This window comes from Amycolatopsis orientalis DSM 40040 = KCTC 9412, from assembly GCF_000478275.1.
GTDB lineage: Bacteria > Actinomycetota > Actinomycetes > Mycobacteriales > Pseudonocardiaceae > Amycolatopsis > Amycolatopsis orientalis.
This window is the reverse complement of the sequence record NZ_ASJB01000083.1, coordinates 138086-164213: the sequence shown is the minus strand read 5'-3', so window position 1 is coordinate 164213 and position 26128 is coordinate 138086. Positions and strand designations below refer to the sequence as shown.

Below are 26128 nucleotides of genomic sequence, written 5' to 3'. Positions count from 1 at the left end.
GGGGGTCAGACGGCGACCGCGGACTTGCCCTTGAGCAGGACAGGAAGGCTCTCGTGGCCGTTGACCACGAAGCTGCCCTGTCCGACGAGCTCGGAGCGGTCGACCGCGAGTTCGATGTCGGGGAAACGGTCGAACAGGGCGGGGATGCCGGTCATCCACGCGCTCTTCGCCAGGCGGGCGCCGATGCAGTAGTGCACACCGAAGCCGAACGAAAGGTGCGTCTTGTCCTCCCGCAGCGCGTTGAACTCGTCCGCCGTTTCCCCGTGGATCTTCGGGTCGCGGCCGACACCGGCGAAGTCGACGAGCATGACGTCGCCCTTGGCGATCTTGACGCCGCCGAGCTCGACGTCTTCGGTGGCGAAGCGGAACGGCAGGTGCGCGACCGGCGACTCCACCCGCAGGGTCTCCTCGAACACGTCCTCCCAGGAGATCTCCCCGGCCTTGACCTTCGTGAGCAGCTCACGGTCGGTCATCAACGCGACCGAAGCGTGCGCGAGCGCGTTGACCAGGGTCTCGGAGCCGGCGCCCAGCAACAGGTGCAGGGTGCCGATCATCTCGGAGTCGCTCAGCCGCGAACCGTCCTCCTCCTTGGCCGCGATCATGCCGGTGGTGAGGTCGTCGCCCGGGTTTTCGCGCTTGTACTGCACCAGGTTGGAGATCGCCACCTGCCAGTTCGCCAGGTTCGCCTCCGCGACCTCGGCGCTGATGCGGGTGTCGATGTTCTTGTGACCGCCTTCGAGCACCTCCGCGCGGACGTCCACCGGAACGCCGAAAAGGTCGCACATCAGCCGGGTCGGCAGCTCCATGTGGAAGCGGCCCTTGATGTCCACGACCTCGTCGGGGGCGGTGGCGGCGAGGTCGTCGAGCAGCTCGTTGACCGTGTTGTCGATGTGCTCCTGCATCGCGTCGACCCGGCGCTGGGTGAACGCCTTCAGGAGCAGCTTGCGCAACCGGGCGTGGTCGGCGCCGTCCTGCGTCGCCATGGTGTCCATGGCGGCCCAGGTGATCAGCGGCCAGCCGTCGGAGATCTTGCCGTTGATGTAGTCGGGCCAGTTACGGCGCGGGTTCTTGGAGAACAGCGCCTCGTTGCCCATGATCTCCTTGGTGAGCTCGTAGTCGTGCACCGACCAGGCGAGCACGCCGTCCGGGAGCTCGACCCGAGCGATCGGGCCCTGCTCACGCAGACGAGCGGTCTCGCCGTGCGTGTCGGTGCCTTCGGGGTTGAGGACGTAGGGGCACACGGCGTCTGACATGAGACACGACCTCCAGTGGTGGTCCATTTTGGTGACCGATTGGCTTTTCAAGCTAAACCCGGTTTCGGCGGCTTTACGTCTTCGGAATTGCGGGCCTGCCATGGGCTTTCGCACCAGTTCCTCCTCCTGGCAGTCCTGGAGAAGAAATCCGGGGTCCGCGCGCCGTAATCTCACAAATGATCAATAAAACGGCGCGGTAGGCGTCAAAGAACCCTTTCCGTCACGCCCGACTTCAGGAGAGCGCACATGGACATCGAACTCGTCCCGCCGCCGGCCACCCCGATCCCCGAAACCCCGCCGGGTCTGCCGGGTCTGCACCACGCCACCATCACCGTCACCGACGTGGACCGCAGTGTGGCCTGGTACAGCGAGATGCTCGGCATGGTGCAGTGGATGAAGGAGGAGTTCCCGGGTGGTCGCGCCGCGGGTCTGATGCGCCCCGGCACCCAGGTCTTCCTCGGGCTCGCTTCGCACGACGGCAACGAGGGTGAGGCGTTCGGCGCGCACCGCACCGGACTGGACCACCTCACGTTCGCGGCCACCGATCGCGAAGAACTCCGTGCCTGGCACGCCTTCCTGGTCGGCAAGGGCGTCGAGTGCAGCGACCTGCGTGAATACACCGAGCCGCTTCCGTTCGCGCTGTTCACCTTCACCGACCCGGACGGCGTCGCGCTCGAGATCTTCCACGTCGAGGGGTAGGGCCATGACCGACGCACCACTTGCCGTCGTGACCGGGGCTTCCTCCGGTATCGGCGCGGAGTTCGCCCGGGTCCTGCTCGACCGCGGGTACCGGGTGCTGGCCGTGGCCCGTCGCGCGGACCGGCTCGCCGCGCTCGCGGAGGGCACCGACGGGCGGCTGATCCCCGAGGTCCAGGACCTCACCGCGGACGGTGCGATCGAGAGTGTCGCCGCCCGTGCCGAGGAACTCGGCGGCGCCGATCTGCTCATCTGCAACGCCGGCCGCGGGTTGCAGGGCCGGTTCGTCGAGACGGCCCGGTCCGAGACCCTCGAGATGTTGCGGCTCAACGTGCTCGCGAGCGTCGACCTCGCCTCCCAGGTGGTACCCCGGATGGTCGAGCGCGGCTCGGGCGGGGTGATCGTGGTGGCGTCGTCGCTGGGCTTCTTCGCGACACCGAACCTCGCCGCCTATGGCGCCAGCAAAGCGTTCCTGCTGTCCTTCGCCGAGTCGTTGTCCACCGAGCTGAAGGGCACCGGGGTCCAAGCCATGGCGCTGTGCCCGGGGCCGACCATCACGGAGTTCAGCGAGGTCGCCGGCCTCGGTGACGCGGTGGAAAAGACCCCCGGGCACACGACCGCCGCCGAAGTGGTGGCGGGCGCGCTCCGGGCCTGGGACGCCGGCCGCGTGGTCACCGTCCCCGGCACCGTCACCCGGTTGATGACCGCGGCGCTCGACCACGCGCCGCGCGCCATCGCCCGCCGCGTGATGGAAAAGGTGTTCCGTTCCCCGGAAGAAGCGACGCAGATCCCGGCGGCTTAGCGGATCTGATCTGGGTCAGGGCCCGGTTCGGCTTTGCCGGACCGGGCTTCTTCTGGCGTGTCAAGGCTTTTCGCCCGATCGGTACAGGCATGTGGCCTGTAGCAGAATGGCTGGCTATGACCACGACCCATACGCTTGACGTCCCGGGCGCACGCCTGCGCTATGAGGTTCGCGGCGCGGGACCGCTGTTGTTGCTCATGGGCTCGCCGATGGGCGCAGCGGCCTTCGAGCTGCTGGCCGACGAGCTCGCGAACGACCACACCGTGCTCACCCACGACCCGAGGGGCATCTCGGGCAGCCCGGTCCACGACCCCGACGAGGACTCCACCCCGGAGAAACGCGCGGACGACGTCGCCGCCCTCATCGACGCCGTCGGCGCCGAGTCCGCCGACGTGTTCGGCACCAGCGGCGGCGCGATGACGGTCCTCGCGCTGGCCGCGCGGCATCCCGGCCGGGTGCGGACGGTCGTCGCGCACGAGCCGCCGGTCCTGGAACTCCTGCCCGACGCGGACGAACAGCGGGCCGGGGTCGACGACGTCGTCGACACCTTCCATCGGCACGGGCCGATGGCGGCGTTCGCGAAGTTCGCGGCTCACTCCGGCCTGGACACCGAAGAGCAGGGTTCCCCCGGTGCCGTCGGCCCGTCCTCGGAGCAGGACCTCGTCGACGGCGCCCGGTTCTTCGCCCACGAGCTCCGTGCCACCACCCGGTACGTGCCCGACGTCGACGCACTGACCGCGGGCCCCGGCAGCGTGGTCGTCGGCATCGGGGCGGATTCCGGCGGTCTGCAGACGTTCCGTACGTCCCACGCACTGGCCGGGCGCCTCGGCGAGCCTCCGGTCGAGTTCCCCGGCGGGCACACCGGCTTCCTGCCCTACCCTGAAGAATTCGCCCAGGTGCTGCGCAAGGTCCTCAGCACAGGGTCGTGACGCGCGTGAAGGCCCCCTTCCCTCGGCTGGTCACTCAAAACCATGGCCGAGGGAAGGGGGCCTTCACGCGCTGTCAGGCTGGGGTGCCGAAGCCGAAGGAGCCGACAAGGGCGCCGCCGGAGAAGACCGGGCCACCGGGGGCGCGGGAGCGGAACTCGCGCTGGAACTCCTGGAACGCCGTTGACGCGTTCAGCGGATTGTCGTCACCGTCGACGTAACCGACATGGATGAAGCTCACCCCGTCGTCGAGCCGGAATGACGCGTAGCTGAGGCCGTCCGGTCGTTGCTCCGCCAGCTGGGCGAAGACCGCCTCCACCAGTTTCTGGTTCTCGTCGGCGGCTTCCGGTGTCGTCTCGTACCGGACGACGAACGCTGAACCCATTTCTTGTTTCCTTCCTTACCGCTGTGCCTGGGCGGCCCGCCGGAACGACCGCAGGTCGTCGACGAACAGATCGGGTTCCTCCATCGCGGCGAAGTGGCCACCACGGTCGAATTCGTTCCACTGCACGATATTCGGCAGTGCCTGCTCGGCGAGGCTCCGGATCGGCTGGGCGAGGTCGTGGGCGTACACGGCCACGCCGACCGGGCCAGGAATCGGCGGCAGCGGCTGCGGTTCGCCCCCGGAGGTGGGCATGAACTCCACGTTGTCGCAGTAGATGTGCCCCGACGAGCCGGCCGTGCCGGTCAGCCAGTACAGCGTGGCGTGGGCGAGGAGCGTGTCGCGGTCGATGGCGTCCTCGGGCGTCTTGTCCGAATCGCTCCACTCCTTGAACTTCTCGACGCTCCAGGCGAGCTGGCCCACCGGCGAGTCGGTCATGCCGTACCCGACGGTCTGCGGCCGCGTCGACAGCAGGCTCATGTAGGCCGAGCCCTGGGATCCGAAGTGCGCCAGGCGCTCCAGCCGGGCGAGGTCCGACGGCGGGAGCGAACCGAGTTCGGCCGGATCGCCGGTCGGCGGCGCGAACAGGAAGTTGACGTGGGTGCCGAGGACGTGCTCGGCGTCGATCAGGCCGAGCAGGAGCGTCACCGTCGCGCCGAGGTCGCCGCCTTGCGGGATGTACTTGTCGTAGCCGAGCGTGGACATCAGCTCGGCCCAGGCGCCCGCCACCCGGGGCAGCGTCCAGCCGTGTTGCTTGAGGGGGCTGGAAAAACCGAAACCGGGCAGCGACGGGATGACCACGTGGAAGGCGTCCGCCGGGTCGCCGCCGTGCGAGCGCGGGTCCGTCAGCGGGCCGATCACGTCGAGGAATTCGAGGAACGATCCCGGCCAGCCGTGGGTGAGCAGCAGTGGCACCGCGTCCGGCTCGGGGGAGCGGACGTGCAGAAAGTGGATGTCCTCGCCCTCGATGGTGGTGACGAACTGGGGGTAGGAGTTGATCCGGGCTTCCAGCGCGCGCCAGTCGAAGCCGCCGCGCCAGTACTCGGTCAGCTCACGCAGGTAGCCCAGCGGGGTGCCACGGCTCCAGCCGACGTCAGGGGTTTCGGCGGGCCAGCGCGTGGCGGTGAGCCGCGCGTGGAGGTCGTCCAGGTCCTCCTGCGGGATTTCGACGCGGAACGGGCGCATCACGTGGTCCTCATTTCTGGCTCCGGGGAAAGGAAATGGGACACCCGGCGCGTGGAACGCGGTGGTCGTCCATGTCGGAAGCTACAACCCCGGAGCGGGTGGGCGCAGCTCTCTGCGTGCTCCGAGCAGGAACGGAGAACCGCGTTGACGTCGCAACGAAGGAGAAGAGGAGCGCCTTTCCCCGGATCTAGCGTTGCGGCGTAACCGCTCACACCGCAGTCCAATGGGAGGACGTCCATGGGAACCAAGATCGGCGATCACGCCGTGGTGCTCGGGGGCAGCGTGGCGGGCATGCTCGCCGCCCGCATGCTTTCGGACTCCTACACCCGAGTGACCGTCATCGATCGCGACGACCTCACCGCCGCGGGCACCGGACTGCGCCCGGCGATCCCGTGGGCCGTCCACATCCACGCCCTGCTCGAACGCGGCCGCCAGATCATCGAGGACCTGTTCCCCGGGTTCGTCGAAGACATGCTCGCCGTCGGCGTGCCCGTCGGTGACTACGGTTCGACCTGCCACTACTGCTTCAACGGCCAGATGTTCGCCGAGACGGAGACGGGGATGGCCTGCGTGGCCGCGAATCGTCCGGTGATCGAACACTTCCTCCGCAGCCGGACCCTGGTCCGCCCGGGAGTCTCCCTCCGGGAGAGCACCGACATCGTGGGACTCGAAGCGTCCGAAGACCGGAGCCGGATCATCGGCGTCCGCGTCCAGGGCCGGAACAGCGGCGCCGAAGAGGTCATCACCGCCGACCTGGTCGTCGACGCCACCGGCCGCGGCTCACGTTCTCCCCGCTGGCTCGAGGAACTCGGCTACGAGCGGGCACCGGAGGAGAAGGTCCAGATGGACCTGACCTATACCACCATGGATTTCGTCGGCCCGTTGGAGTACGACCCGCTCGGCGACGACATCGCACTCGTCCCGACCGCGACACCGGCGTTCCCGCGGGGGGCGATCTTCGCGCGGCTGGCCGACCGCTACGCGCTCACGCTCACCGGAATCAACGGTGACCGTGCGCCCACCGATCGCGAGGGATTCCTCGCCTACGCCAAGAGCTTGCCGCGTCCGGAGGTCTACGAAGCCGTTCGTGACGCGGAACAGCGTTCCCCGGCGGGAAGTTTCCGTTTCCCCGCAAGCATCCGACGGCACTACGAGCGGCTCCGCCGGTTCCCGGCCGGGTACCTGATCATCGGCGACGCGGCGTGCATCTTCAACCCGGTCTACGCCCAGGGCATGACCGTCGCCGCGCTCGGCGCGACCGTGCTGGGCAAGCATCTCGCCAAGGGTGTCGAGCCGGTCCCCGCCGCCTACTTCCGTGACCTCGCGAGCGTCACCAACGCGCCGTGGACGATGTCCGCCGCCGCCGACCTCGGGTATCCCGAAGTGCGCGGCAAGCGGACCGTCGCCACCAAGATGGCGAACCTCTACATGCCGAGGGTCCAGGCGGTGGCGGCGAACGACCCGCTGGTGGCGCGCGCGTTCATCCGCACGATCTCGCTGATCGACTCACCGCAGTCGCTGATGAAACCGTCGATGATCGGCCGGGTCCTTTTCGGACCCGGTGCGCGCGGCAAGCTCCAAAACCCGGCCAACGCGACGGTCGCGCCCGTGGTTTCGCTCCCGCCTTCGGAGAAGGCGGCGCAGAACGACGCCGAGCGGCCCGCCGCCTGACGCCTGCTCGTTCATTTCTTCGTCCGAGGTTCGAGGAGTTCCCGGTGACCCAGTTGAGATCAGCGGGCCGGCAGTCGAGCACTGCCGGTACCGCTGTCACAAGATTCCCCTTGGTGGTGCTGGTCCTGTTGTGCGCCGCCAACTTCACGGTGCTCCTGGACTCGCAGAGCGTCATGCTCGCGCTTCCCTCGCTCACCGCCGACCTCGGCATGAGCGCCGGCACCGCGCAGTGGGTGCTCAGCGCCAAGCTGCTCACCTTCGGCGGTTTCCTGCTGCTGGGCGGCCGCGCGGCCGACCGGCTGGGTCGCCGCCGGGTCTTCATGACCGGAACAGTGTTGTTCATGATCAGTTCCGGGGTCTGCGGGTTCTCCTGGAACGGTGAAGTGATGATCATCGCGCGGGCACTGGGCGGCGCGGCGGCGGCACTGATGGTGCCCACCGCGCTGTCGATCCTGATGAACGCGTTCCCGGAAGGCCGCAGCCGCAACATGGCGCTCGCGGGCTGGGCAGGCATCGGCGGGATCGGCGCCACCGCGGGTCTGCTGATCGGCGGCCTGCTCACGCAGTCGCTGGGCTGGCAGTGGGTGTTCATCATCAACGTGCCCATCCTCGCGCTCGTGGCGCTGTTCACGCCGATGTTCGTGCGGGAAAGCCGCGGCGCGCAACGGGAAGGCACCTACGATCTCGCCGGCGCGCTGACCAGTACCGTCGCGATGGTCGCGATCATCCTCGCGGTGAGCCAGGCGACCGATTCCGGCTGGGGCAGCGCGTCCACCCTCGGCCTGTTCGGCATCGCCGCGCTGCTGGTGGTGTTGTTCCTGGCCATCGAGCGGCGGTCGTCCTCGCCGCTGTTGCCCCTTGCCCTGCTGCGCAAGGGTTCCATGGCCGGTGGCAACCTCGTCGCGCTGACCATGGGCATGACGGTGTTCGGGCTTTCGGTGACGATTTCCCAGTACGCGCAGATCGTGCTCGGATACGGGCCGCTGAAGTTCGGTGTGATGCAGTCCGTGATGCCGATGCTCGCCTTCGCCGGTGCCTACGTGGGGCAGACCGTGGTGACCAGGATCGGCTTCCGCCCGGTGGTCGGAGTCTGTCTGGTGCTGATGGGCGCGGGTTGTTTCCTGCTCTCCTTCGTGCGTGCCGACGGCAGCTACGTGCCCGACATGCTCTGGGGCCTCGTCGTGTTCGGACCCGGCCTCGGGGCCGGCACGGCCGCCGCCTCGGTGGCCGCACTGGCTCGGGTGCCCGAACGCGCCAGCGGTGTCGCCTCCGGCCTCAATGTCGCCGCCTTGCAGGTCGGCGGGGCCTTCGGTGTCGCGGTGGTCACCTCGGTGACCACGATGTTCACCCCGGCGCCGGGCGGACCCGCCGAGCTGGCGCAAGGGCTGGGAGCGGCGTTCGTCGCGTGCGTGGTGTTCGTCGTCATCGGACTGGTGGTGACGCTGACCATGTTGCGCGGCAAGGCGCGGACCGCGGACGTCGAGCAGCTGCCGGTCAAGGAGAAGGACCTACCTCTCGCGAGCTGATCCACGGCGAAGTGCCCCGCCCCGCCCCGTCCACACGGGGCGGGGCACTTTGCCGTTGCCGTGTTTCTCAAGTACGTCGGTGCGGCTCTGCTCCGCAAAGAGGGTCGTGAGTGGTAATGAGGGTTAGAACCGTCATTACCACTCACGACCCGCTCGGCCAGGAACGTGCTCAGCTCTTGGCACCCAAGGCGTGGAGTGCCTTCAGGTAGTCCATGTGGTCCGGGAGACTGGCCGAGTAGATCTCGCGTTCCTTGTCGATCTGTTCGAACATCTCCCAGGCCGCGGCGTCGTTCATCAGATCGACCGACGGCGGCGCCTTCTTGAAGTCGAAGTCCATTCCGGACAGGATCGCCCAAAGGCTGCGGGTTTCGAACAGCCGGAGCTGACTGCCGTCAGGGATGATCACGCTCTCCGCGTACTCCGTGAGCTTTTCCGCCAGGCTGTCCGGGATCGGGGCCTCGCGGACAGCGCGCCAGAACTCGGTGTCGTCGCGGTCGGTCAGGCAGTAGTGCATGACGATGAAGTCGCGGATGTCCTCGAAGGCGCTGACCATGGTTTCGTTGTAGCGCTTGGCGCGGCGCTCGTCGAGGTCGGTGTCCGGGAAGTGCAGGACCAGCAGGGCGAGCTGGTATTCGATCAACGCGATCGTCGTCGACTCGAGCGGTTCGACGAAGCAGCTGGACAGGCCGACGGCCACGCAGTTGTTCACCCAGGAGCGACGGTTGTGGCCGACGCGCATCTTGATGTGGTTGCCCTCCACGTCGTGGGCGCGGGTGCCGAGGAAGTCGCGCAGTTCCTTCTCCGCCTTGTCCGGGGTGGTCAACTGTCCTGAGTAGACATAGCCGGAGCCCTCGCGTTCGAACAGTGGGATCTCCCAGATCCAGCCTTCGTTGCGCGCGGTCGCGGAGGTGTACGGCCGGAGTCCGTCGGGGTGGTGATCCGACGGCAGTGCGATCGCGGAGTCGCAGAGCAGCACGTCCTTCTCGCTGATGAACGGCTCGTTCAGCGTCTGGTTGATCAGCAGGCCGCGGAAGCCCGAGCAGTCGAGGAAAAGGTCGGCGGTGAGTTCGGCGCCGGTTTCGGTGACCACCTTTTCGATGTGGCCGCGAGAGTCGAGCGCCACCGTTTTGACGTCGGCGATCACGTGGTGCACGCCGCGGCCGGTGGCCAGTTCCTTGAGGTAGCCCGCCATGAGTGCCGCGTCGAAGTGGTACGCGTAGCGGAATCCCGGATTCGGCCCGTCGGAACCGGGCATGGGTCTTGGTGCTTTGTTGAGCTCGCACAGGCCCTGCAACGGCATGCCCGCGTCACCGAAGGTATCGCGCAGCCGCGTGTCGCCCGACAGCTTCTGCTTCAGCCAGAAATGAGCCAGTGAGACGCCGCGGCCGAAGCGCTTGTGGAAGGGCTTCTCGTAATTCGGCACCGGCGGTTCGGGGACGGTGAAGAACGGGTGGAAGTAAGTGTGACTTTCCTTGCCGGGGTGAGGTTTACGCCAGTCGTTGAGCCGGACGGCGGATTTGAACGCCGCATTGCAGCGCGGCATCCATTCTTCTTCCTTCATTCCCAGGAACGCGAACGTGGTCCGAAGTGTCGGCACGGTGGCTTCGCCGACGCCGATCCGGCCGATCCGCTCCGACTCGACGAGTGTGATGTCCACCTTCTCGCCGAAGGCGCGGTTCAGGTACGCGGCGGACAGCCAGCCGGCTGTACCACCACCGACGATGACGACCTTCTCGACTGGACGTGCCACGGGGGTGCTCCTTCGCGAGCGGCGGGAATGACGGGTCTGGAATCATTCTCGGCAGCGGATCCGGCCTTGGCACCTTCTGCGGTGCGCAGGGAAAACAGGGAAATCGGAGAATTTCCCCTGAAGTCGTGCGCATGTCAGATTCAAACACCCGGTGCCATGGCCCGATCCGCGGCTCGGCGGCGCTCGCGAGGGAGCCGACGCGCTGGGCCCGCTACCCCGCTGCCCGTGCGATGTCCGCGCGCAGGGCCTTCTTGTCCACCTTGCCGATCGGGGTGAGCGGCAGGGCGTCGATCGTGACGAGCCGCGCGGGGAGTTTGAACTTGGCGGATTCGGCCGCGATCATCACTGACCACACGTCGGCGAGCTCGACCTTCGTCCCCTCGGTCACCACGACGAAGAGACAGACCTGCTCACCGAGTTCACGATCCGGCATGGCGACCGCCGCCGCGTGGGTGACGCCGTCGAGCTGCAGCGCGAAGGTCTCGATCTCTTCGGCGCTGATCTTCTCGCCACCTCGGTTGATGAGGTCCTTCTCCCGGCCGGTGATGATCAGGTAGCCCTCCGGTGTCCGCCGGACGATGTCCCCGGTGTGGTACCAGCCGTCGTCGACGAACGAGCGGGCGTCGATCTCCGGCGAGCGGTAGTAACTCCGGGGTGTGTACGGCCCGCGGACGAGCAGGACCCCGGGCTCGCCCGGCGCCACCGGACGGCCCTCCTCGTCGATGACGCGGAGTTCGTCGTCCTCGCTGATCGGCCTGCCCTGGGTGTGGTTGACGATCTCCGGCGGGTCATCGAGCCGGGTGACGCACAGAAGTCCTTCGCCCATCCCGAAAACCTGCTGCAACCGGCAGCCGAGTTTCGGTCCGATCTCCTCGGCGTCCTCGGCGGACAGCCGTGCCGCGCCGACCTGCACCACGTCCAGCGAGCTCAGATCGGTACCGGGGTGCTCCTCGTGGTGCCGCATCCAGCGCTGCACGATCGCGGGCACCGCGGAAGTCGTCGTGACGCCTTCCTGTTCGATGAGTGCCAGCGCGAGTTCCGGCGCGGGGGAGGACGCGATGACGACCCTGCCGCCCGCCAGGAGTGCGCCGATGACGCCCGGCCCGGTGTTGGGGAACCCGTGGCCCAGCGGCAAAGTGGCCATGTACACGGTGTCCGATGTGTACTCGCAGAGTTCGATCGCCCGCTTGATCATGTAGCTGAGGTCGTTGTGCGTGCGGGCGACCAGCTTGGGCAGCCCGGTGGTCCCGCCGGAGAGCAGGAACATCGCGATGGCGTCCCCGGCGGGCGCGGCGGCGTCGAACGCCGTGGCGAGTTCACCCGGGTTTTCGGCGGGCGCGAGCAGGTCCCGGAGGTTGACGCTGTCGTCACGGATGTCGGTGCCGGTGACGAAGACGTGCTCGGCGCTCGGCACCAGGCCGACGACTTCGTGGGCCAGCGCCTGGTGGTCGAAACCCTTGTACGTGTCGGGCACGACGATCGCCCTGGCCTCGGCGTGCGCGACCACTCCGGAGAGTTCGTGCATCCGGTGCTGCGGCAGCGCCCACACCGGAAGCGCGCCGAGACGCAGGCAGGCCACCGAGATGACGACGTGTTCCCAGCAGTTCGGCAGCTGCACGACGACGCGGTCGTCGGGACCGATGCCGAGCTCGCGCATGCGGGCGGCCGCGCCGTCCGCGCGTTCCAGCAGTTCGCCGAAGCTGATCCGGGTCTGCCCGTCGACGAGGCAGATCGCGTCCGGGGTCTTGCGGGCGGCGTCCGCGAGGTGCGAGCCCAGCGAACGCCCCTCCCAGTAACCGTTCGCGACGTAGCGGGCGACTGCCTCCGCGGGCCAGGGAGCGACTCCCGTCCGGCTCGGTTCTACCGCGGTCTTGGGCATGATGGCTCCCGGGTTCGAAGGACGACTCTGCCATCGACCGTAGGCAGACCGGGCATCCGGGACGTCTTTGTGCTTGCGAAATGCGGAATCGGTCCGCTGGGTGTGGTGACGGCACCAGGTCGCAAATCAGGAGTAGTCGCGGGTGACGCACCGGGCCGAACCTGTCGTAGAGCGGGGGAGTTTGCCCTCGCGTTGGGTTCTTCGGTGAGCACGGAAAAGGGCCGGCGATCGCCGGCCGGAATCTCTGTCGTGTCCGGCCGGTGCGGGAAGAGGAGCGAGGACTTGAGCGAGAACGCAGCATCATCTGACGAAGCGATTGCCATCATAGGTATGAGTTGCAGGTTCGCGCCCGACCTCGACTCGCCGAAGAAGTTCTGGGAGTTCCTCGCCGACGGCAAGAGCACGGTCTCCGACATGCCGGAGAAGCGCTGGAAGTCGTACGCCGCCGGCAGCCCGCAGTCCACCGCCATCATCCGGGACACCGTGCTGAAGGGCGCGTTCCTCGACGACATCGAGGGCTTCGACGCCGACTTCTTCGGGATTTCACCGCGGGAGGCCGATTTCCTCGACCCGCAGCAGCGGTTCATGCTCGAACTCACCTGGGAGGCGCTGGCCGCCGCCGGGGTTCCGCCGCTTTCGCTGCGTGGCAGCGACGCCAGTGTGTACGTCGCCGCGAACTCCAACGACTACGGCAGGCGGCTGCTGGAGGACATCCCCAACACCGGTGCCTACGCGGTGAACGGGACGACGTTCTACGGCATCGCCAACCGGGTCTCGTACTTCCTCGACCTCCGCGGGCCGAGTATGGCGGTCGACACCGCGTGCGCGGGATCGCTGACCGCGCTGCACCTGGCGGCGCAGGCCCTGCGCGCGGGTGAGACACCGCTCGCGCTGGTCGGCGGCCTCAACATCATGGCCACCCCGGCGCTCAACGTGGCGCTCAACGGGGCAGGCGCGATGTCGGAGGACGGCCGGAGCAAGGCGTTCGACACCGACGCCGACGGGTACGGCAGAGGTGAGGGCGCCGGTGTCGTCGTGCTCAAGCTCCTCTCGGACGCGCTGCGCGACAACGACCCGATCCAGGCGGTCGTCCGCGGCGGCGGGATCTTCCAGGACGGCCGGTCCGACGGCATGATGGCCCCGAACGGCGAGGCGCAGGAGCACATGCTCCGGGAAGCCTACGAGCGCGCGGGAATCGATCCCTCCACAGTGGACTATGTCGAAGCGCACGGCACCGGAACGCCGACCGGCGACGGCGAGGAGATCAAGGCGCTGGCCAAGGTCTTCGGCGCGGGCCGCGCGGCGGGTGAGCCCTGCCTGATCGGTTCGGTGAAGCCGAACATCGGGCACGTCGAGGGCGGTTCCGGTATCACCGGGGTGATCAAGACCGTGCTCGCCCTGCAGCATGAACAGATCCCGCCCAGCCTCCACAACGAACCCAATCCCGCCTATGGCTGGGAGACCAACGGTCTGCGCCTGGTCGGCGAACTCCGGCCGTGGCCCGCGGGCGAGCAGCCCCGCCGCGCCGGGGTGTCCAGCTACGGTGTCGGCGGCACGATCGCCCACGTCATCCTGGAGGAGAGCCCCACGCTCGGCTGGCACGACGAGGTCGAGCAGGCGTTGCCCGCCGCGGACGCCCGGATCCCCGGGGTGTTCGGCGTGTCCGCGATGTCGGAAGCCGGACTCCGCGCGCTGGCCGGTTCCGTGGCCGACTGGGTGACCGAACACCCCGGAACCCCGCTGTCCGAGATCGGCCACACGCTGGCGCTGCACCGTTCGCACCTGTCCCAGCGCGGCGCCGTCGTGGCGGATTCCACCGGGCAACTGGCCGAACGGCTCCGTCAGCTGGCCGACGGCCAGACCGCGCCCGGTGTCTTCTCCGCGCGGACGGTGTCCGGCAACGCGGCCGACGTCGTCTGGGTGTTCTCCGGGCACGGCGCCCAGTGGTCCGGCATGGGCAGGCAACTGCTCGCGCGGGACGCCGCGTTCGCGTCCACGATCGACGCGCTGGCGGAGGTGTTCCAGGAGGAACTCGGCTGGACCCCGCGGGAGGCGATCCTGGACGGCGGCCCCTGGACCGCGGCACACGTCCAGGCGCTGACGTTCGCCATGCAGGTCGGCCTCGCCGAGGTGTGGCGCGGTCACGGCGTCGAGCCGGTGGCGGTCATCGGGCATTCGGTCGGCGAGATCGCCGCGGCGGTGGCGGCCGGGACACTGGACCTGCTCAAAGCCGCCCGCTTCGCCTGCCGCCGCGCGGCCGCGTTGCAGCGTCTTGAGGGCGAAGGCGGTATGGCCATGGCCGCACTGTCCTTTGAGGACGCACGTCAGCGGCTCGCGACGGAGAACGGCGTCGAGGCCGCGATCTCGGCCAGTCCGCATTCGACGGTCATCTCCGGTGACAAGGACGCGATCGCCAGGGTCGTGGAGCAGTGGCGTGCGGACGGCATCGAGATGCGCGTCGTCGACACGAACATCGCCTTCCACAGCAGCCACGTGGACGCGGTGCTCGCCGAGGTCGAAGCGGCGGCACAGGAGCTCGACCCGCGGACACCGAAGATCAGCCTCTACAGCACCGCGATGACCGACCCCCGGTCCACCGTGGCCCGTGACGGTGCCTACTGGGCGGCGAACCTGCGTCAACCGGTGCGCTTCGCCGAAGCCGTCGAGGCGGCGCTCGCGGACGGGCACCGCGGGTTCATCGAGATCTCCTCGCATCCGGTGGTCTCGCACTCGATCATCGAGACCTGCGACCACCTCGGTATCGAGGACACCGCCGGAACGGCCACGCTGCGGCGCAACGCCGACGAGGTCGAGACGCTGCTGAGCAACCTGGCCAGGATGCACTGCCTCGGCGCGGTCGTGGACTGGAAGCTGGACTTCCCGGCCGGCCGCCTGCTCGACCTGCCGGCCGCGGCCTGGCAGCACCGTCCTTATTGGATCTTCCCCGAGGGTGCCGGTTCCGCGGGCCTCGGCAGCGGGCACGACCCGGAGAGCCACAGCCTGCTGGGCGGCCGGATGACGGTGAGCGGCGCGCCTTCGCGACAGGTCTGGCAGACCCGGCTCGACATGGACACCCGTCCGTATCCGCAGAGCCACGGCCTGGTCGGCGTGGAGGTCACCCCGGCGGCGTCGATCATCAACACGTTCGCGGAGGCCGCGGGCGAGGATGATTCGCCCACCCTGACCGACATCGTGCTCCGCACCCCGCTCGCGGTCCAGCCGCCGCGCGTGGTGCAGATCGTCCGTGAGGGCCGGTCGCTCTCACTGGCGACCCGCATCGCGAACGACGGCGCGGCGGACGAAGGCGACGAGTGGATCACGCACACCACCGCCACCATCGACTCGTCGGCGAAGCGCCCGGCCGGCCGCATCGACGACGCGGTCATCCGGGCCAGGCTGCCGGTCGGCTCGCTGACCAAGATCGACGACATGTTCGCCAACATGGGCGTCGAAGGCTACGCGTTCCCCTGGACCCTCGACGAACTGCGCCGTGACCAGTACGAGCAGCTCGCCCTGATGGTCGTCGAGCCGGCCCCCGCGACGCGGGCGACCAGCTGGGCGCACGTCATCGACGGCGCGCTGACCATCAGCGCGGCGGTCGTGTCGCCCGGTGACGCGACGGTGCTGTGGATGTCGCGCTCGATCGAGAAGGTGTCCTGGCACGGCGAACCACCCGCCAGGGTCATCGTGCACAGCACGCGTTCGCCGAAGTCGCCGCACGACACGGTCGACGTGTGGGTCGCCGACATGAACGGCGACATCGTCTGCGAGGTCCTCGGCCTGAAGTTCGCCGCCGTGGAGCACCTGGGCACCGAGGTCCTCGCGAGAGACCTGGTGCACGAGATCACCTGGCGGCCCGTCGAGCCCGCGGTGGGCAGCGAGCCGCTGGAGCAGCTCGTGCTGGTCGGCGACCCGGACGTGACGGCGCGGCTGGCGAGCCAGTTCGCGGACGCCGGGATGCCGAGTGTGCGGGTCGGCGACGAACCCGACGAGCTGCGGCCGGAGTTGTTCGGCCGGTCCGGCGCCGTTCTCGTCGTGCCTTCGCTCGGGGAGCCGGGTGAGGATGTCGAGAAGGTGGCGGAGCGGGCATCGTGGACGCTCATCCGCACGGTGCAACGGGTCGCCGAGATCCAGGCCAGTGCGGCCGGACAGGTCGAGCCGCAGCGGGTGTGGGCGCTGACCCGCGGCGTGCGGCTGGCGATCGAAGAGCGGTCGGTCGCACACGGCCCGCTGTGGGGCATCTCCCGGATCACCGCGGGCGAGCACCCCGAGCTGTGGGGCGGTGCTGTCGACATCGGCGACGTCACCGGTGACACGGGCTCGCGGCTGCTGGACCTCTTCCGGGGTTCGGCGGGCAGGGGCACCGAGGACGTCATCTCCCTGACCGCCGGCGCCACGGAAGTCGCCCGGTTGAGCCAGATCGAGCGCAGCGCGGACGGTTCGCCCCTGCAGTGCTCGCCGTCGGGCACCATCCTCATCACCGGCGGACTCGGGGCACTCGGCCTCGAAGTCGCCCGGTGGCTGGTCGACCGGGGAGCACGCAGGCTGCTGCTCGCCGGCCGCCGCGGCCTTCCGCCCCGGGCGGACTGGGACACCGTCACCGATCCCGACGTCCGGCGTCAGATCGACAGTGTCCTCGGGCTCGAGGCGCTCGGGGTGACCGTCGGCGCGGTGGCGCTCGACATCACCGACGCCGACCAGGTCGCCGCGGCGCTGGCCCCCGGTGCCCACGGGCTCCCGCCGGTGCGGGGTGTCGTGCATGCCGCCGGTGTCGTCAACGACGCGCTGGTGGACAAGGTCGACCAGGACGGCCTGCGGGACGTGCTGGCCCCCAAGGCCAACGGCGCGATGGTCCTGCACCGGCTCTTCCCGCCGGGCAAGCTCGACTTCTTCGTGATGTTCTCCTCCTGTGGCCAGTTCGCCCGGCTCTCCGGGCAGACCAGCTACGCGGCCGCCAACTCGTTCCTCGACACGCTGGCCGCGCACCGCAACTCCGGCGGGCACACCGAGACGATCAGCCTCGGCTGGACGGCTTGGCGTGGAGTCGGCCTCTCGGAGGACATCGCGACCACGATGTTCGAGGCCAACTCGCGGGGGCTGGAGGCCGTCTCGGTGGCCGAAGCGTTCCGGGCATGGGCGTTCGCGGACCGGTTCCAGGCGGACTACCAGGCAGTGCTGCGCGTACTGCCGACCCCGCCGAACCTCCCGCGGGTCCCGATGTTCCGCGAGCTCACGGCTTCCGACGCGGCCGCCGGCGACACCGGCGGCCAGGGACCGGGGCTCGACCTCGAAGGCCTTTCCGACAGCGAGGCCCTCGAAAGTGTCACGGCGGACGTCCGTGAGCAGGTGGGCGCCGAGCTGAACCTCGACGCGGCCGATGTCGAGCTGAAGCGGCCATTGGTCGAACTCGGCGTCGACTCGGTCATGACGGTCGCGCTCCGCGTCCGGCTCCAGCGCCGCTACGGCCTGGACCTCCCGCCGACGATCCTGTGGGCCAGGCCCACCGTGGCGGCACTGTCCGAGCACGTCACGGAATCGCTCCGCCCGGCCGCGGAGGCGGAGGCGGCGTAGGCCGATACCGGCGAAAGCCCGCCACCGGCGAAGGAAAGGCCCTCGGTACCTGCTTCGGTACCGAGGGCCTTTCCTGTGTGACTCGTCTTTGTTCACCCACTGGTGCGGCTGGTGGTCGGGTGGCAACCCTTCCGACGATGCGGGAAATCAGGACACTCACCGTCCCAATTCCTACATCGTCGAACGGGTCACGCCAGTTGCGAAGCTTGACTAACAGAGGATCGGGGACATTCCCCGGGACCCGGTACACCCCGAGTGTGGAGGATTTGGGACGTTCAACGTCCCAAATCCTCCACACTCGCACCCGCAGGCACCAGCGATGCCACATCCGGACCACCAAGAACAGCACTGACCAGCAGCCCGCCGACTTTGCCGGGACCCTGTCCGTGAAGGCATCCTTGCCTACCCTGACAGTAGGGAAGGGGGCCTTCACGCGCATCAATCGGCGAGCCCGCCGCGAACACCCCACCTATGCCTTACCTCGCAAGCCCTACGCGATCGACAGGGCGTGGGTGCGCATCCAGGTGTCGACTTCCAGCAAAGGGATCAGCAGATGGGCGGTGCTGACATGGGTCATCGTCACGCTCTGGCCACCGGCCAGATCGCGGACGCGCTGGTGGTCCAGCAGGCCGGCGAGCGGGGAGGCCGGGTCGTCGAGGAGACCCAGCACCGTGTCGCGGATCGCCGCCTCGTGCGCGGGGGCGTGCATGGCCGGGTAGCCGGACTTCGGACGGGTGAGGACTTCGGTGGGCAGGAGGTCCGCGGCGGCCATCCTGAGGAGGCTCTTCTCGCGGCCGTCGGCCGTCTTCATCGACCAGGGGACGTTCCACACGTACTCGAGCAGGCGGTGGTCGCAGAACGGTACGCGGACCTCCAGCCCGACAGCCATGCTCATCCGGTCCTTGCGGTCGAGCAGCATCGCGAGCGGGCCGTGGAGACTGAAGAACAGAACCTCCCGCATACGCGCGTCGAGACGGCTTTCCCCGGCCACGTGTGGCACCTGTGCGCGCAGGGTGGAGTAGCAGTCCGCTTCGAATTCGGCTGGGCGTAAGGCTTTCCGCAGGTCCGGGTGGAGGCAGTCCGCGAGGCGGGGTGCGTCGCCCATCCACGGGAAGCGGTCGCGCCAGACGGTCTGCTCGTCGTGGAACCACGGATAGCCGCCGAACACCTCGTCCGCCGCCTCGCCGGACAGCGCGACCGTCGAACGCTCGCGCAGCGCGGCGAACATCAGGTACATCGACGCGTCGAAATGGCCGAGACCGGGAAGGTCGCGGGCGCGACGGCTGAGCGGGATCGCCTGCTCGACGGCCGCGGTGTCCATGACGACGTCGTGGTGATCGGTCCCGAGGTGTTTGGCCGCCAGTGCCGCGTAGGGCGCGTCACGCTCCGGCCGCAGCGCGGTGGGGCGGAAATCGTCCTCCTCGCCCTCGAACCGGACGGAGAAACTCGACAGTGGTCCTTCGTCGGACCGGTTGAGGCTTCGCGCGGCGAGCGCGGTCACCGTGCTGGAGTCCAGGCCGCCGGACAGCATCGTGGCGCGCGGAACGTCCGCGACCAGTTGACGGTCCACAATGTCCTCAAGCAGCTCGCGGACATTGTGGACGGTGGTGTCGAGGTCGTCCCGGTGCTCCCGGCTCGTCAGCCGCCAGTACGGGTACTCATGGCAGCCGCGCCGGTCGATCTTGACCACGTGGCCCGGCTTGACCTCGCGCAGCCCGTTCAGCGGGGTCTGGCCGGGTACGGCGAGCCGCGGATTGAGCAGGATCGGCAGCGCGTCAGCGGACAACGTCGCCCGGTAGGCCGGATTCGCCATGATCCCCTTGGGTTCCGAAGCGAACAGCACCCCGGCCGGTTGCGGCGCGTAGTACAGCGGCTTCACGCCGAGCCGGTCGCGGGCGAGCACCATCTCGTCGCGCACCGAGTCCCACACCGCGAAGGCGAACATCCCGTTGAACCGCTCGACGCAGCCGGCACCCCACTCGAGGTAGGCACGGAGCAGGACTTCCGTATCCGACGCGGTGCGGAAAGTGTGTCCCAGAGCGGAAAGCTGAGTGCGCAGTTCGCGGAAGTTGTAGATTTCACCCGCGTAGGCGAGGACGACGGGCGCACGATCCGGCCCCAGCTCCGCCCGCATCGGCTGGGCGCCACCGGCGACGTCGATCACCGCCAGCCGCCGATGCCCGAGCGCGGCATGGGTGCCGAGCCAGGTGCCGCGGTCGTCGGGGCCCCGTTCGCGCATCGTATCGGTCATCACGTCGAGGACGCGCTGTTCGGCGCGCAGATCCCTGGAGTAGTCAAGCCATCCGACGAAACCGCACATCAGTCACTCGCTTTCGCACCGGGTGCCGCCGACACCAGCGGCAGCACTGCCTTCTCGAACGCCCGCTGGTCGCCGGCGAAGATCCCGTCTTCCCGTGGATACGGCACCACGACGTCGGTGAACCCCAGTTCGCCGCAGCGCCCGACGACATCGGCCAGCCGGCCGGGGGAGGCGTAGGGGGCGTCCGTCACGCGGCTGAGGTGGACGAGCCTGCGCGGCGTCCGGCCCGATGTCGCGCAGGCCGCGGCCAGCCGGTCCAGTTGGCGTGCCCAAGTCGCGAAGGCTTCGTCGTCGGTGCGCCAGCCCGGTCGCGCCGCGTCGCCGGTGGTGATCCAGACATCGCCGAGTTCCGCCGCGAGCCGCATCCCGCGCGGTCCCGCCGCCGCGATGGCCAGGGGAGACCGGGGCCGCTGGGCACAACCGGGCGCGAGGTTGACGTCTTCGGCGGTGTAGTACTGGCCGTGGAAGGTCGTCGAATGGTTACGCAGCAAGAGGTCCAGCAGTCTCACGAACTCGCCGAACCGCTCGCCACGCTCCACTGTGGAGGGAACCGGCGCGCCGAGTTCCTTGTTGTCCAGGTCCCTCGCGCCCGCGCCGACGCCGAGCACGAACCTGCCCTCGCTGAGCTGGTCCACCGCCATCGTCTGTTTGGCCAGCAGCACCGGGTGCCGGAAGTTCGGCGACGCGACCAGCGTGCCCAGCCCGATCCGGTTCGTCACCGCCGCCGCGGCCGCCAGCGTCGTCAGCGCGTCGAACCACGGCTCGTCGCGCGGGGTCCGCCAGGTCAGGTGGTCCGGGACCCAGGCATGGGCGAAGCCGAGCCCCTCGGCCCGGCGCCAAACTTCGAGCACGCTCCGTCCGGGATGCTCCGGCAGGACGAGTACGCCGAGCCGGACGGCGGCCGCCATTTCAGGCCTCCACCGATCGCCTGTTCAGCGCCCAGTCGCCCACCAGCTTCGTTCCGGCGCCCGCGACCAGGAAGACGACGGCGAGCACGAACCAGCCCGTGACGCCCCACTCGACCAGCAGGACCGTCATGATCCCCGGGGCGAGCGCGATCGCCGCCGCCTGACCGGTGTTGAACAGGCCCTGGTACTCGCCGTGCGCGTCGTCTGGCGTCAGCCCGACCGAGAGCCCGAAGCCGCTGCCCATGAAGAAGAGTTCGCCTGCGACGTGGATGGCGGCCGCGACGATCAGCACGATCAGGACGAAGGTGCCTGTGGCGTGGTAGCTGGCCGCGAAGACCAGACAGGACGCCGTCAGCAGGATCCCGGCCCACAGGCCCAGCCGCCCGGCGCCGCGCACGGTCGCGCCCGCGCGGGAAACGCGGTTCTGGAACAGGACGATCATCACCGCGTTGAAGCCGATGAGCACGCCCATCACCCATGGCGGCGAGCCGGTGTGCGCGGCGATCCACAGTGGAACGCCGGCGGTCAGCATGCCGAAGCACAGCGCCAGCAATCCGTTGAGACAGGTGATCAGCAGATACGGCCGGTCCTTCAGTACGAGTACCCCGCGTTTGATCTTGAGGTCGCGCAGCGAAGACACGTGCGGCACCCGCCGCAGCAGTGCCGCACAGCCGAGGTTCGCGATTCCGCAGAACACGATCAGCGCGAGATAGGCGGCCCGGGTGTCGATCGACAGCACGATCGCGCCGAACCCGGCGCCGACCACGATCCCCGCCTGCGTCATCACCCGGGTGGTGGAGATGCTTTCGAGCCGCTCCTGGCCGGTGGTCAGCCCGGAGATCACCGCGATCCGGATCCCCGGCGCCGCGCGCTCGCACGCGACCATCACGCAGGTCACCAGCGCGATCGGCCAGAAGTCCCGCACGAACAGGTAACAGAGCATGGCGATGCCTTCGACCAGCTGCAGTCCGAAAAGGACTTCACGGGCGCCCACCCGGTCGGCCAAGTACCCGAACGGGCCACCGGCGAACATGCCGACCAGACCCGCGGCCGTGATGCCGATGCCGAACTGGGCCGTCGTCAGCCCCGCTGACTGGGTGAAGAACAGGGCCCAGCAGGTGAACCACGCGCCCTTGCCGACCGACAGCACCAGCGAGGCCAGGTAGATCGTGCCCACCGGCCGCCGCCACCAGTCCAGCGTCGTGTAGCCCGGCCTGCCTGGGACCTGCTTGACCTTGGTCACCCTCGCTCCTTCGCCAACTCTCGGATCTTGGCGCCGAACCGGGCGGCGTGGTCGCCGAGATCGGCCTCCACCCTCGGCGGTACCGGGGGCTCGGCACCTTGCAGCACACAGTGGATGAACACCGGCGAGGAGCAGCGGGCCAGCACGCCACGCAGCAGCTCCGACAGTTCGCCGTCGGTGTGGACCCGGTGGACCTCCAGGTAACCACAGTCCCGGGCGAGCGCGCCGAGGTCGGGCCGCGACGGGACAGCCTGGCCGCCCGTCGAGGCATACTGGCCGTCGTCGAGGACGATATGCGCCAGCGGCAGCGAATCGTGTGCCCCGGCGGTGATCAGGCCGACCGGGTTCATCAGCACGGCGCCGTCGCCGTCGACCACCAGGGTCGCCAGCCCGCTCGCCTGCGCGATGCCGATCCCGACCGAGGACGCGAGGCCCATCGAACCGGTCATGTAGAAATGGTTCGCCCGGTCGTCGAGTCCGCTGGCGATCCGGGACGAAAAGCCGGTGGTGAACACGATCGGCTGGACCGAGGTCGCGTCGAGGATCGCTTGGATGGCTTCGGTCTTGTTCATGCGTGCCACCCGAAGAGCGGCGGCGGCACCAGCAGTGCGGCTGTCCGGCCCTGCCGCTGGACGACGTCCGCGGCCCAGCCGGCCGACTCCGCGAGATTCTGGTCGCGCCCGAGTGTGGTGGTCGCGACCCCGAGACCCGCCAGCAGCGGCTCGGTGAGCCTGCCCATCACCAGGTTCTCCTGCGTCGGGTCGGGGTCCACCCCTCGGAGGCTGACGATCAGCAGCATGCCGAGGCGGTAGGGCTCGACGAGTGACGCGAGCGCGTTGACCGACTGGCCGAGGCCGGAGTTCTGCATCAGGACCACCGGATGCCGCCCGGCGAGCACGGCGCCCGCGGCGATACCGACCGCGTTGTCCTCCCTGGCGACGGTGAGGAGCCCGGCGTGGTCGTCCAATGCACGGTAGAGCGGTGCGAGAATCCCGCACGGCGTACCGAAGAACGGGCCGAAACCCGTGCTGGTCAGATCGTGGCACAGCTGGTGTGCGACATCGACGGCTTCGGGAGCCTGAGTTGTGGTCGTCATCGGCGGGTCGTCCGTTCGGTAGGGGGAGTGACCGGCAGTCCGGCCAGGAACTCGTCCAGGTCGACCAGGCGGGTGGCGTGGACACCGGGGCCGTCGCCGCGGATGTTCTCCTTGGCGGGCCGGGTTCCGTCGAAGAAGTGGACCGCGACGAGCCGGTCCGCGCTGTCGACCGTGAGCATCGGGGTGGCGACCAGGAGATCGCGGACCAGCGGCGTGTCCCTGGTCGCCCGCAGGTGCACCCGGTAGTCGCGGTAGTGGTTTTCGGCGTGGACCAGGGTGGGATGGAACCGGCGCTTGAACTGGAAGACACCCTTGCCGGGGTAGGGATCCGCGCTGGAGAAGTCGATGCGCGAGACCCGGTTGCCCGCCGCCCATTCCATCGCCAGGTAGTACACGGCCTTCACCGCGCCGCTGCGGTAGTGGGTTTCGTCCCCGTCGAGCACACCGAGCAGCCGCATGCGCATGACCTTGCCGCCGTCCTCCAATCTGGCCAGGACACCGGCGACCCGTTTGTCGCCCTCGGTCACGAACAGCAACCGTCCTTTGTGGAACAGCTCGTGCGTCGCCACGTCGAGGTCGACACTGCGGGCGCTTCCACCGTGCCTCGAAGCCATGGTCGGCAGGTGCATCCGCTCGTAGAAGAACAGGAGATCCTCTTCACCGGTGCCGACCTCGGCCGTCCATTCGTACTTCCGCCGCAGCTTCGCGAACTGCCGCCGCTCGTTGGCGGACACCGTCTTGTGCATGGCTTCGGCGTCACCGACGATGTCCAGCAGCTGGTGCACGCGGAAGGGGAGCAGTACCGAGTGTGCCGTGGGAAGGTCGAGCGCCCGTCGTCGCGAGCAGCCGAGGGCGACGAGGTCGGCGTCCGGTGAGCCGTGGCGCAGCCGCCGCCAAGTGACCGGCGGTCCGGCCACTGTGGACACTCGTCCGGCCAGTGCCGACTGTTGTTCCGCCAGGTACGGCAAGATGTAGGTCAGGCCGGACGGCAGCCCTTGGTAGGCCACGGACAGCGAGCGGTCGGGGACGGTGGACAGCACCGACGTGAACCGTCGGCCCGGCAGGCCGGTCCACAGCTGGTGACCGCGAGCCCAGGCTCCCGTACCCGCGGTCCACTGGTACTTCAGGCGGGCGAGTGCGGGCGCGAGGGAGACCATCAGGCGGCCTTGGTGATCGAGCTGACCGGTCTCACGGCTTCGGCGATCACCGCGGAGAGATCGGCGGCGTCGGCGACCGTGCGCACCGCGTGGTCCGGTAGCGGCCGGTAGTCCGTGGCGCTGTAGGAACCGGAGCCGTGGACGACGACCTCGTCGGCGTCGAGCAGCCCCCGGTCGATGGCGTTGAGGACCCCGGTCATCGCCATCACGAGCGACCATTCACGCACTACCCGTGGATCCGCGGGCAGGGTGACCCCGGCGTTCCCGAGCAGCGCGCGAGCCTCGGCGTAGCGGCCGAGGCATTCGTTCAGGGACACCACGATCCCGCCGCCGCCCTGACGCCGGATGAGTTCGTTCATGGCGGGCGACGTCGCGGGCGAGCGGGTGTAGAACGTCGTTTCGAGGTTCTCGGCGGGATCGAACGTCGTCCGCGGATATCTCGGTGTCGTTTCCTGGTGGAACAGACCGGTTCCGGGGTCGGCGCGATAGTCCGGCGGCGTCATGCCGTGCAGGCTCAGCACCATGTCCGGAGTGGCCAGGTGCTGCACGAGGAAGTACTGCGAGGTCTCCGTGACGTCCGGCAGCAGCGTCGTCCCGAAGTGGTGGCCCAGCAGGCCGAAGGCACTGGACACCGAATGCGCGTGCGCCCTGGTGACCCCGGGGCGCAAGGGCGCGGTGGCGTGCTCGGCGAACGCGCGGGCGGTGTCGGCGACCTGGTAGTTGGCGAGATCGAGGGTGTGCCACAGCCGGACCCCGCTGGTGCGGAAGAGTTCCCGGGCGCTGTTCCGCAGGGCCTGCTTGGCGATTTCCTTGACGTGCGAGGGCTGCTCGGGATCGAGCACGCACATCGGATTGCGCGCGGCCAGCCAGGCGTCGTCGGACAGCGTCGAGGCCCACAGCTTCGGCCGGGCCGCGTCGGGGACCAGCGTGACGATCTGGAGGTCGTCAGGCCGGGCCAGCCCGTACCGGTGGGCGCGCAGCACCGCGTCGCGCAGCGCGGTCGCCTTGTTCGCCGACGACGGCGTCAGGATCATCACCCGTTCGCCGGTCCGGTCGATATGCCGGACCGCCCTGGCCACGATCACCAGTGAAGCCAGGGTCTTGACCGTGCGGGTCCCCGGATTCGCCATCAGATCGAGCAATACGAGCCGTGCGGGGCCGGCGGTGCCGAGTTCCGCGAATCTGAGCTCCGCCACCGAAAAGAATTCGGTCAGTTCGGGCGTCAGATCCGGCAGGGCGAACTCGGGTTCGAAATCCTCGACCGCGGAACGGGACCTCCGCACCACGGCCATCGCCTGCCGTATCCCCTCGTAGAACGCGGCGGCGGGGACGGTCGTCGGTTGGTTCCAGGCGACAGACATGGCCTCGTCCCTCGGCTCGACAATGGGCTGTGCCGAGAATCATCGTCCCGCCAGGCGGACACGGGCGTCTCCGAAAATGCGCGGTGTCCGGTCGGGTTCCGATGCCGTTAAGGCCCTCTTTCCCTGCTTCTCAAGGGGGTGGATTCACACGGGGTTCGCACCAGGTGGTGTTTGTTGCTTTGGAAGTAGCGCGGTCGAGAATTCCTGCGAACCGGTCGTCGAGCGGCTGCCGCGACGGGCTGCTGCTGTACTTCGCTGCTGTACGGGCAGCAAAAAGGCCCTTCCCATGTCCCTGGGAAGGGCCTTTCGACCTGTTGTGGAGCTGAGGGGAATCGAACCCCTGACCTTCTCGATGCGAACGAGACGCGCTACCAACTGCGCTACAGCCCCTGGTGAAGCTTG

Annotated in this window: 18 protein-coding genes and 1 tRNA gene; 6 read left to right on the top strand and 13 right to left on the bottom strand. The window is 68.8% G+C overall.

Annotated features, from left to right (window positions below):
* Window positions 1-5: 5 nt before the first annotated feature.
* Entirely contained in the window at window positions 6-1253 is a 1248-nt protein-coding gene (locus tag L324_RS31895) for a cytochrome P450 family protein (protein ID WP_037317500.1), read from the bottom strand.
* Between the two features lie 246 nt (window positions 1254-1499).
* On the opposite strand from L324_RS31895, the gene L324_RS31890 reads away from it, so the two are divergent.
* The 3 genes from L324_RS31890 (at window position 1500) to L324_RS31880 (ending at window position 3680) form a co-directional block, all read left to right on the top strand.
* Entirely contained in the window at window positions 1500-1952 is a 453-nt protein-coding gene (locus L324_RS31890; protein WP_051174204.1) for a VOC family protein, read from the top strand.
* Window positions 1953-1956: 4 nt separating this feature from the next.
* Window positions 1957-2751 carry an SDR family NAD(P)-dependent oxidoreductase gene (locus tag L324_RS31885; RefSeq protein WP_037317497.1) on the top strand — a complete coding sequence of 265 codons (795 nt, stop codon included), beginning with the start codon at window positions 1957-1959 and terminating at the stop codon, window positions 2749-2751.
* A 116-nt stretch (window positions 2752-2867) separates the two neighbouring features.
* Complete coding sequence (locus tag L324_RS31880) at window positions 2868-3680, top strand: alpha/beta fold hydrolase (protein WP_037317494.1); 813 nt, start codon at window positions 2868-2870, stop codon at window positions 3678-3680.
* 73 nt (window positions 3681-3753) lie between these two features.
* On the opposite strand, the gene L324_RS31875 is transcribed toward L324_RS31880, so the two are convergent.
* Window positions 3754-4062, bottom strand: coding sequence for a hypothetical protein (locus tag L324_RS31875; protein WP_037317491.1), 309 nt, complete (start codon window positions 4060-4062; stop codon window positions 3754-3756).
* A gap of 15 nt (window positions 4063-4077) precedes the next feature.
* Window positions 4078-5244 carry an epoxide hydrolase family protein gene (locus tag L324_RS31870; protein WP_037317488.1) on the bottom strand — a complete coding sequence of 389 codons (1167 nt, stop codon included), beginning with the start codon at window positions 5242-5244 and terminating at the stop codon, window positions 4078-4080.
* Window positions 5245-5481: 237 nt separating this feature from the next.
* Here L324_RS31870 and L324_RS31865 point away from each other — a divergent pair, with 237 nt between their 5' ends.
* Complete coding sequence (locus tag L324_RS31865) at window positions 5482-6915, top strand: FAD-dependent oxidoreductase (protein ID WP_037317485.1); 1434 nt, start codon at window positions 5482-5484, stop codon at window positions 6913-6915.
* Between the two features lie 113 nt (window positions 6916-7028).
* Window positions 7029-8441 carry an MFS transporter gene (locus L324_RS31860; protein WP_235783709.1) on the top strand — a complete coding sequence of 471 codons (1413 nt, stop codon included), beginning with the start codon at window positions 7029-7031 and terminating at the stop codon, window positions 8439-8441.
* A 169-nt stretch (window positions 8442-8610) separates the two neighbouring features.
* Here L324_RS31860 and L324_RS31855 read toward each other — a convergent pair whose 3' ends face one another.
* Together L324_RS31855 and L324_RS31850 are read right to left on the bottom strand one after the other, a co-directional pair.
* Window positions 8611-10191: a tryptophan halogenase family protein gene (locus L324_RS31855; protein ID WP_037317478.1), complete on the bottom strand. Its 1581-nt coding sequence runs from the start codon at window positions 10189-10191 to the stop codon at window positions 8611-8613.
* A gap of 211 nt (window positions 10192-10402) precedes the next feature.
* Entirely contained in the window at window positions 10403-12070 is a 1668-nt protein-coding gene (locus L324_RS31850) for a (2,3-dihydroxybenzoyl)adenylate synthase (protein WP_037317475.1), read from the bottom strand.
* A gap of 249 nt (window positions 12071-12319) precedes the next feature.
* On the opposite strand from L324_RS31850, the gene L324_RS31845 reads away from it, so the two are divergent.
* Window positions 12320-17641, top strand: coding sequence for a type I polyketide synthase (locus L324_RS31845; RefSeq protein ID WP_268871964.1), 5322 nt, complete (start codon window positions 12320-12322; stop codon window positions 17639-17641).
* A 490-nt stretch (window positions 17642-18131) separates the two neighbouring features.
* On the opposite strand, the gene asnB is transcribed toward L324_RS31845, so the two are convergent.
* The 8 genes from asnB to L324_RS31805 all read right to left on the bottom strand — a co-directional run bounded on the left by asnB (window position 18132) and on the right by L324_RS31805 (window position 26116).
* A complete protein-coding gene (gene asnB / locus L324_RS31840) occupies window positions 18132-19961 on the bottom strand; it encodes an asparagine synthase (glutamine-hydrolyzing) (protein ID WP_037317472.1) in 1830 nt (609 codons plus the stop codon).
* On the bottom strand, window positions 19961-20869 hold the full coding sequence (locus tag L324_RS31835; RefSeq protein ID WP_037317469.1) for an LLM class flavin-dependent oxidoreductase: 909 nt from the start codon (window positions 20867-20869) through the stop codon (window positions 19961-19963). Before L324_RS31835 ends, asnB begins: the two co-directional genes overlap by 1 nt.
* 1 nt (window position 20870) lies before the next feature.
* Window positions 20871-22112, bottom strand: coding sequence for an MFS transporter (locus L324_RS31830; protein WP_037317466.1), 1242 nt, complete (start codon window positions 22110-22112; stop codon window positions 20871-20873).
* Window positions 22109-22684 carry a thiamine pyrophosphate-dependent enzyme gene (locus L324_RS31825; RefSeq protein ID WP_051174202.1) on the bottom strand — a complete coding sequence of 192 codons (576 nt, stop codon included), beginning with the start codon at window positions 22682-22684 and terminating at the stop codon, window positions 22109-22111. Before L324_RS31825 ends, L324_RS31830 begins: the two co-directional genes overlap by 4 nt.
* Complete coding sequence (locus L324_RS42570) at window positions 22681-23208, bottom strand: thiamine pyrophosphate-binding protein (protein WP_051174201.1); 528 nt, start codon at window positions 23206-23208, stop codon at window positions 22681-22683. The genes L324_RS31825 and L324_RS42570 overlap by 4 nt, the downstream gene beginning before the upstream one ends.
* Complete coding sequence (locus L324_RS44155; RefSeq protein WP_037317464.1) at window positions 23205-24365, bottom strand: GNAT family N-acetyltransferase; 1161 nt, start codon at window positions 24363-24365, stop codon at window positions 23205-23207. Before L324_RS44155 ends, L324_RS42570 begins: the two co-directional genes overlap by 4 nt.
* Entirely contained in the window at window positions 24365-25726 is a 1362-nt protein-coding gene (locus L324_RS42910) for a DUF6002 family protein (protein ID WP_051174199.1), read from the bottom strand. The genes L324_RS44155 and L324_RS42910 overlap by 1 nt, the downstream gene beginning before the upstream one ends.
* Before the next feature lie 317 nt (window positions 25727-26043).
* Window positions 26044-26116, bottom strand: a tRNA-Ala gene (locus L324_RS31805).
* Window positions 26117-26128 lie beyond the last annotated feature (12 nt).

Bases quoted from the DNA above. Each gene is read 5' to 3' on its own strand.
- L324_RS31895 (WP_037317500.1), bottom strand. From the start codon at position 1,253: ATGTCAGACGCCGTGTGCCCCTACGTCCTCAACCCCGAAGGCACCGAC.
- L324_RS31890 (WP_051174204.1), top strand. From the start codon at position 1,500: ATGGACATCGAACTCGTCCCGCCGCCGGCCACCCCGATCCCCGAAACC.
- L324_RS31885 (WP_037317497.1), top strand. From the start codon at position 1,957: ATGACCGACGCACCACTTGCCGTCGTGACCGGGGCTTCCTCCGGTATC.
- L324_RS31880 (WP_037317494.1), top strand. From the start codon at position 2,868: ATGACCACGACCCATACGCTTGACGTCCCGGGCGCACGCCTGCGCTAT.
- L324_RS31875 (WP_037317491.1), bottom strand. From the start codon at position 4,062: ATGGGTTCAGCGTTCGTCGTCCGGTACGAGACGACACCGGAAGCCGCC.
- L324_RS31870 (WP_037317488.1), bottom strand. From the start codon at position 5,244: ATGCGCCCGTTCCGCGTCGAAATCCCGCAGGAGGACCTGGACGACCTC.
- L324_RS31865 (WP_037317485.1), top strand. From the start codon at position 5,482: ATGGGAACCAAGATCGGCGATCACGCCGTGGTGCTCGGGGGCAGCGTG.
- L324_RS31850 (WP_037317475.1), bottom strand. From the start codon at position 12,070: ATGCCCAAGACCGCGGTAGAACCGAGCCGGACGGGAGTCGCTCCCTGG.
- asnB (WP_037317472.1), bottom strand. From the start codon at position 19,961: ATGTGCGGTTTCGTCGGATGGCTTGACTACTCCAGGGATCTGCGCGCC.
- L324_RS31835 (WP_037317469.1), bottom strand. From the start codon at position 20,869: ATGGCGGCCGCCGTCCGGCTCGGCGTACTCGTCCTGCCGGAGCATCCC.
- L324_RS31825 (WP_051174202.1), bottom strand. From the start codon at position 22,684: ATGAACAAGACCGAAGCCATCCAAGCGATCCTCGACGCGACCTCGGTC.
- L324_RS42570 (WP_051174201.1), bottom strand. From the start codon at position 23,208: ATGACGACCACAACTCAGGCTCCCGAAGCCGTCGATGTCGCACACCAG.
- L324_RS44155 (WP_037317464.1), bottom strand. From the start codon at position 24,365: ATGGTCTCCCTCGCGCCCGCACTCGCCCGCCTGAAGTACCAGTGGACC.
- L324_RS42910 (WP_051174199.1), bottom strand. From the start codon at position 25,726: ATGTCTGTCGCCTGGAACCAACCGACGACCGTCCCCGCCGCCGCGTTC.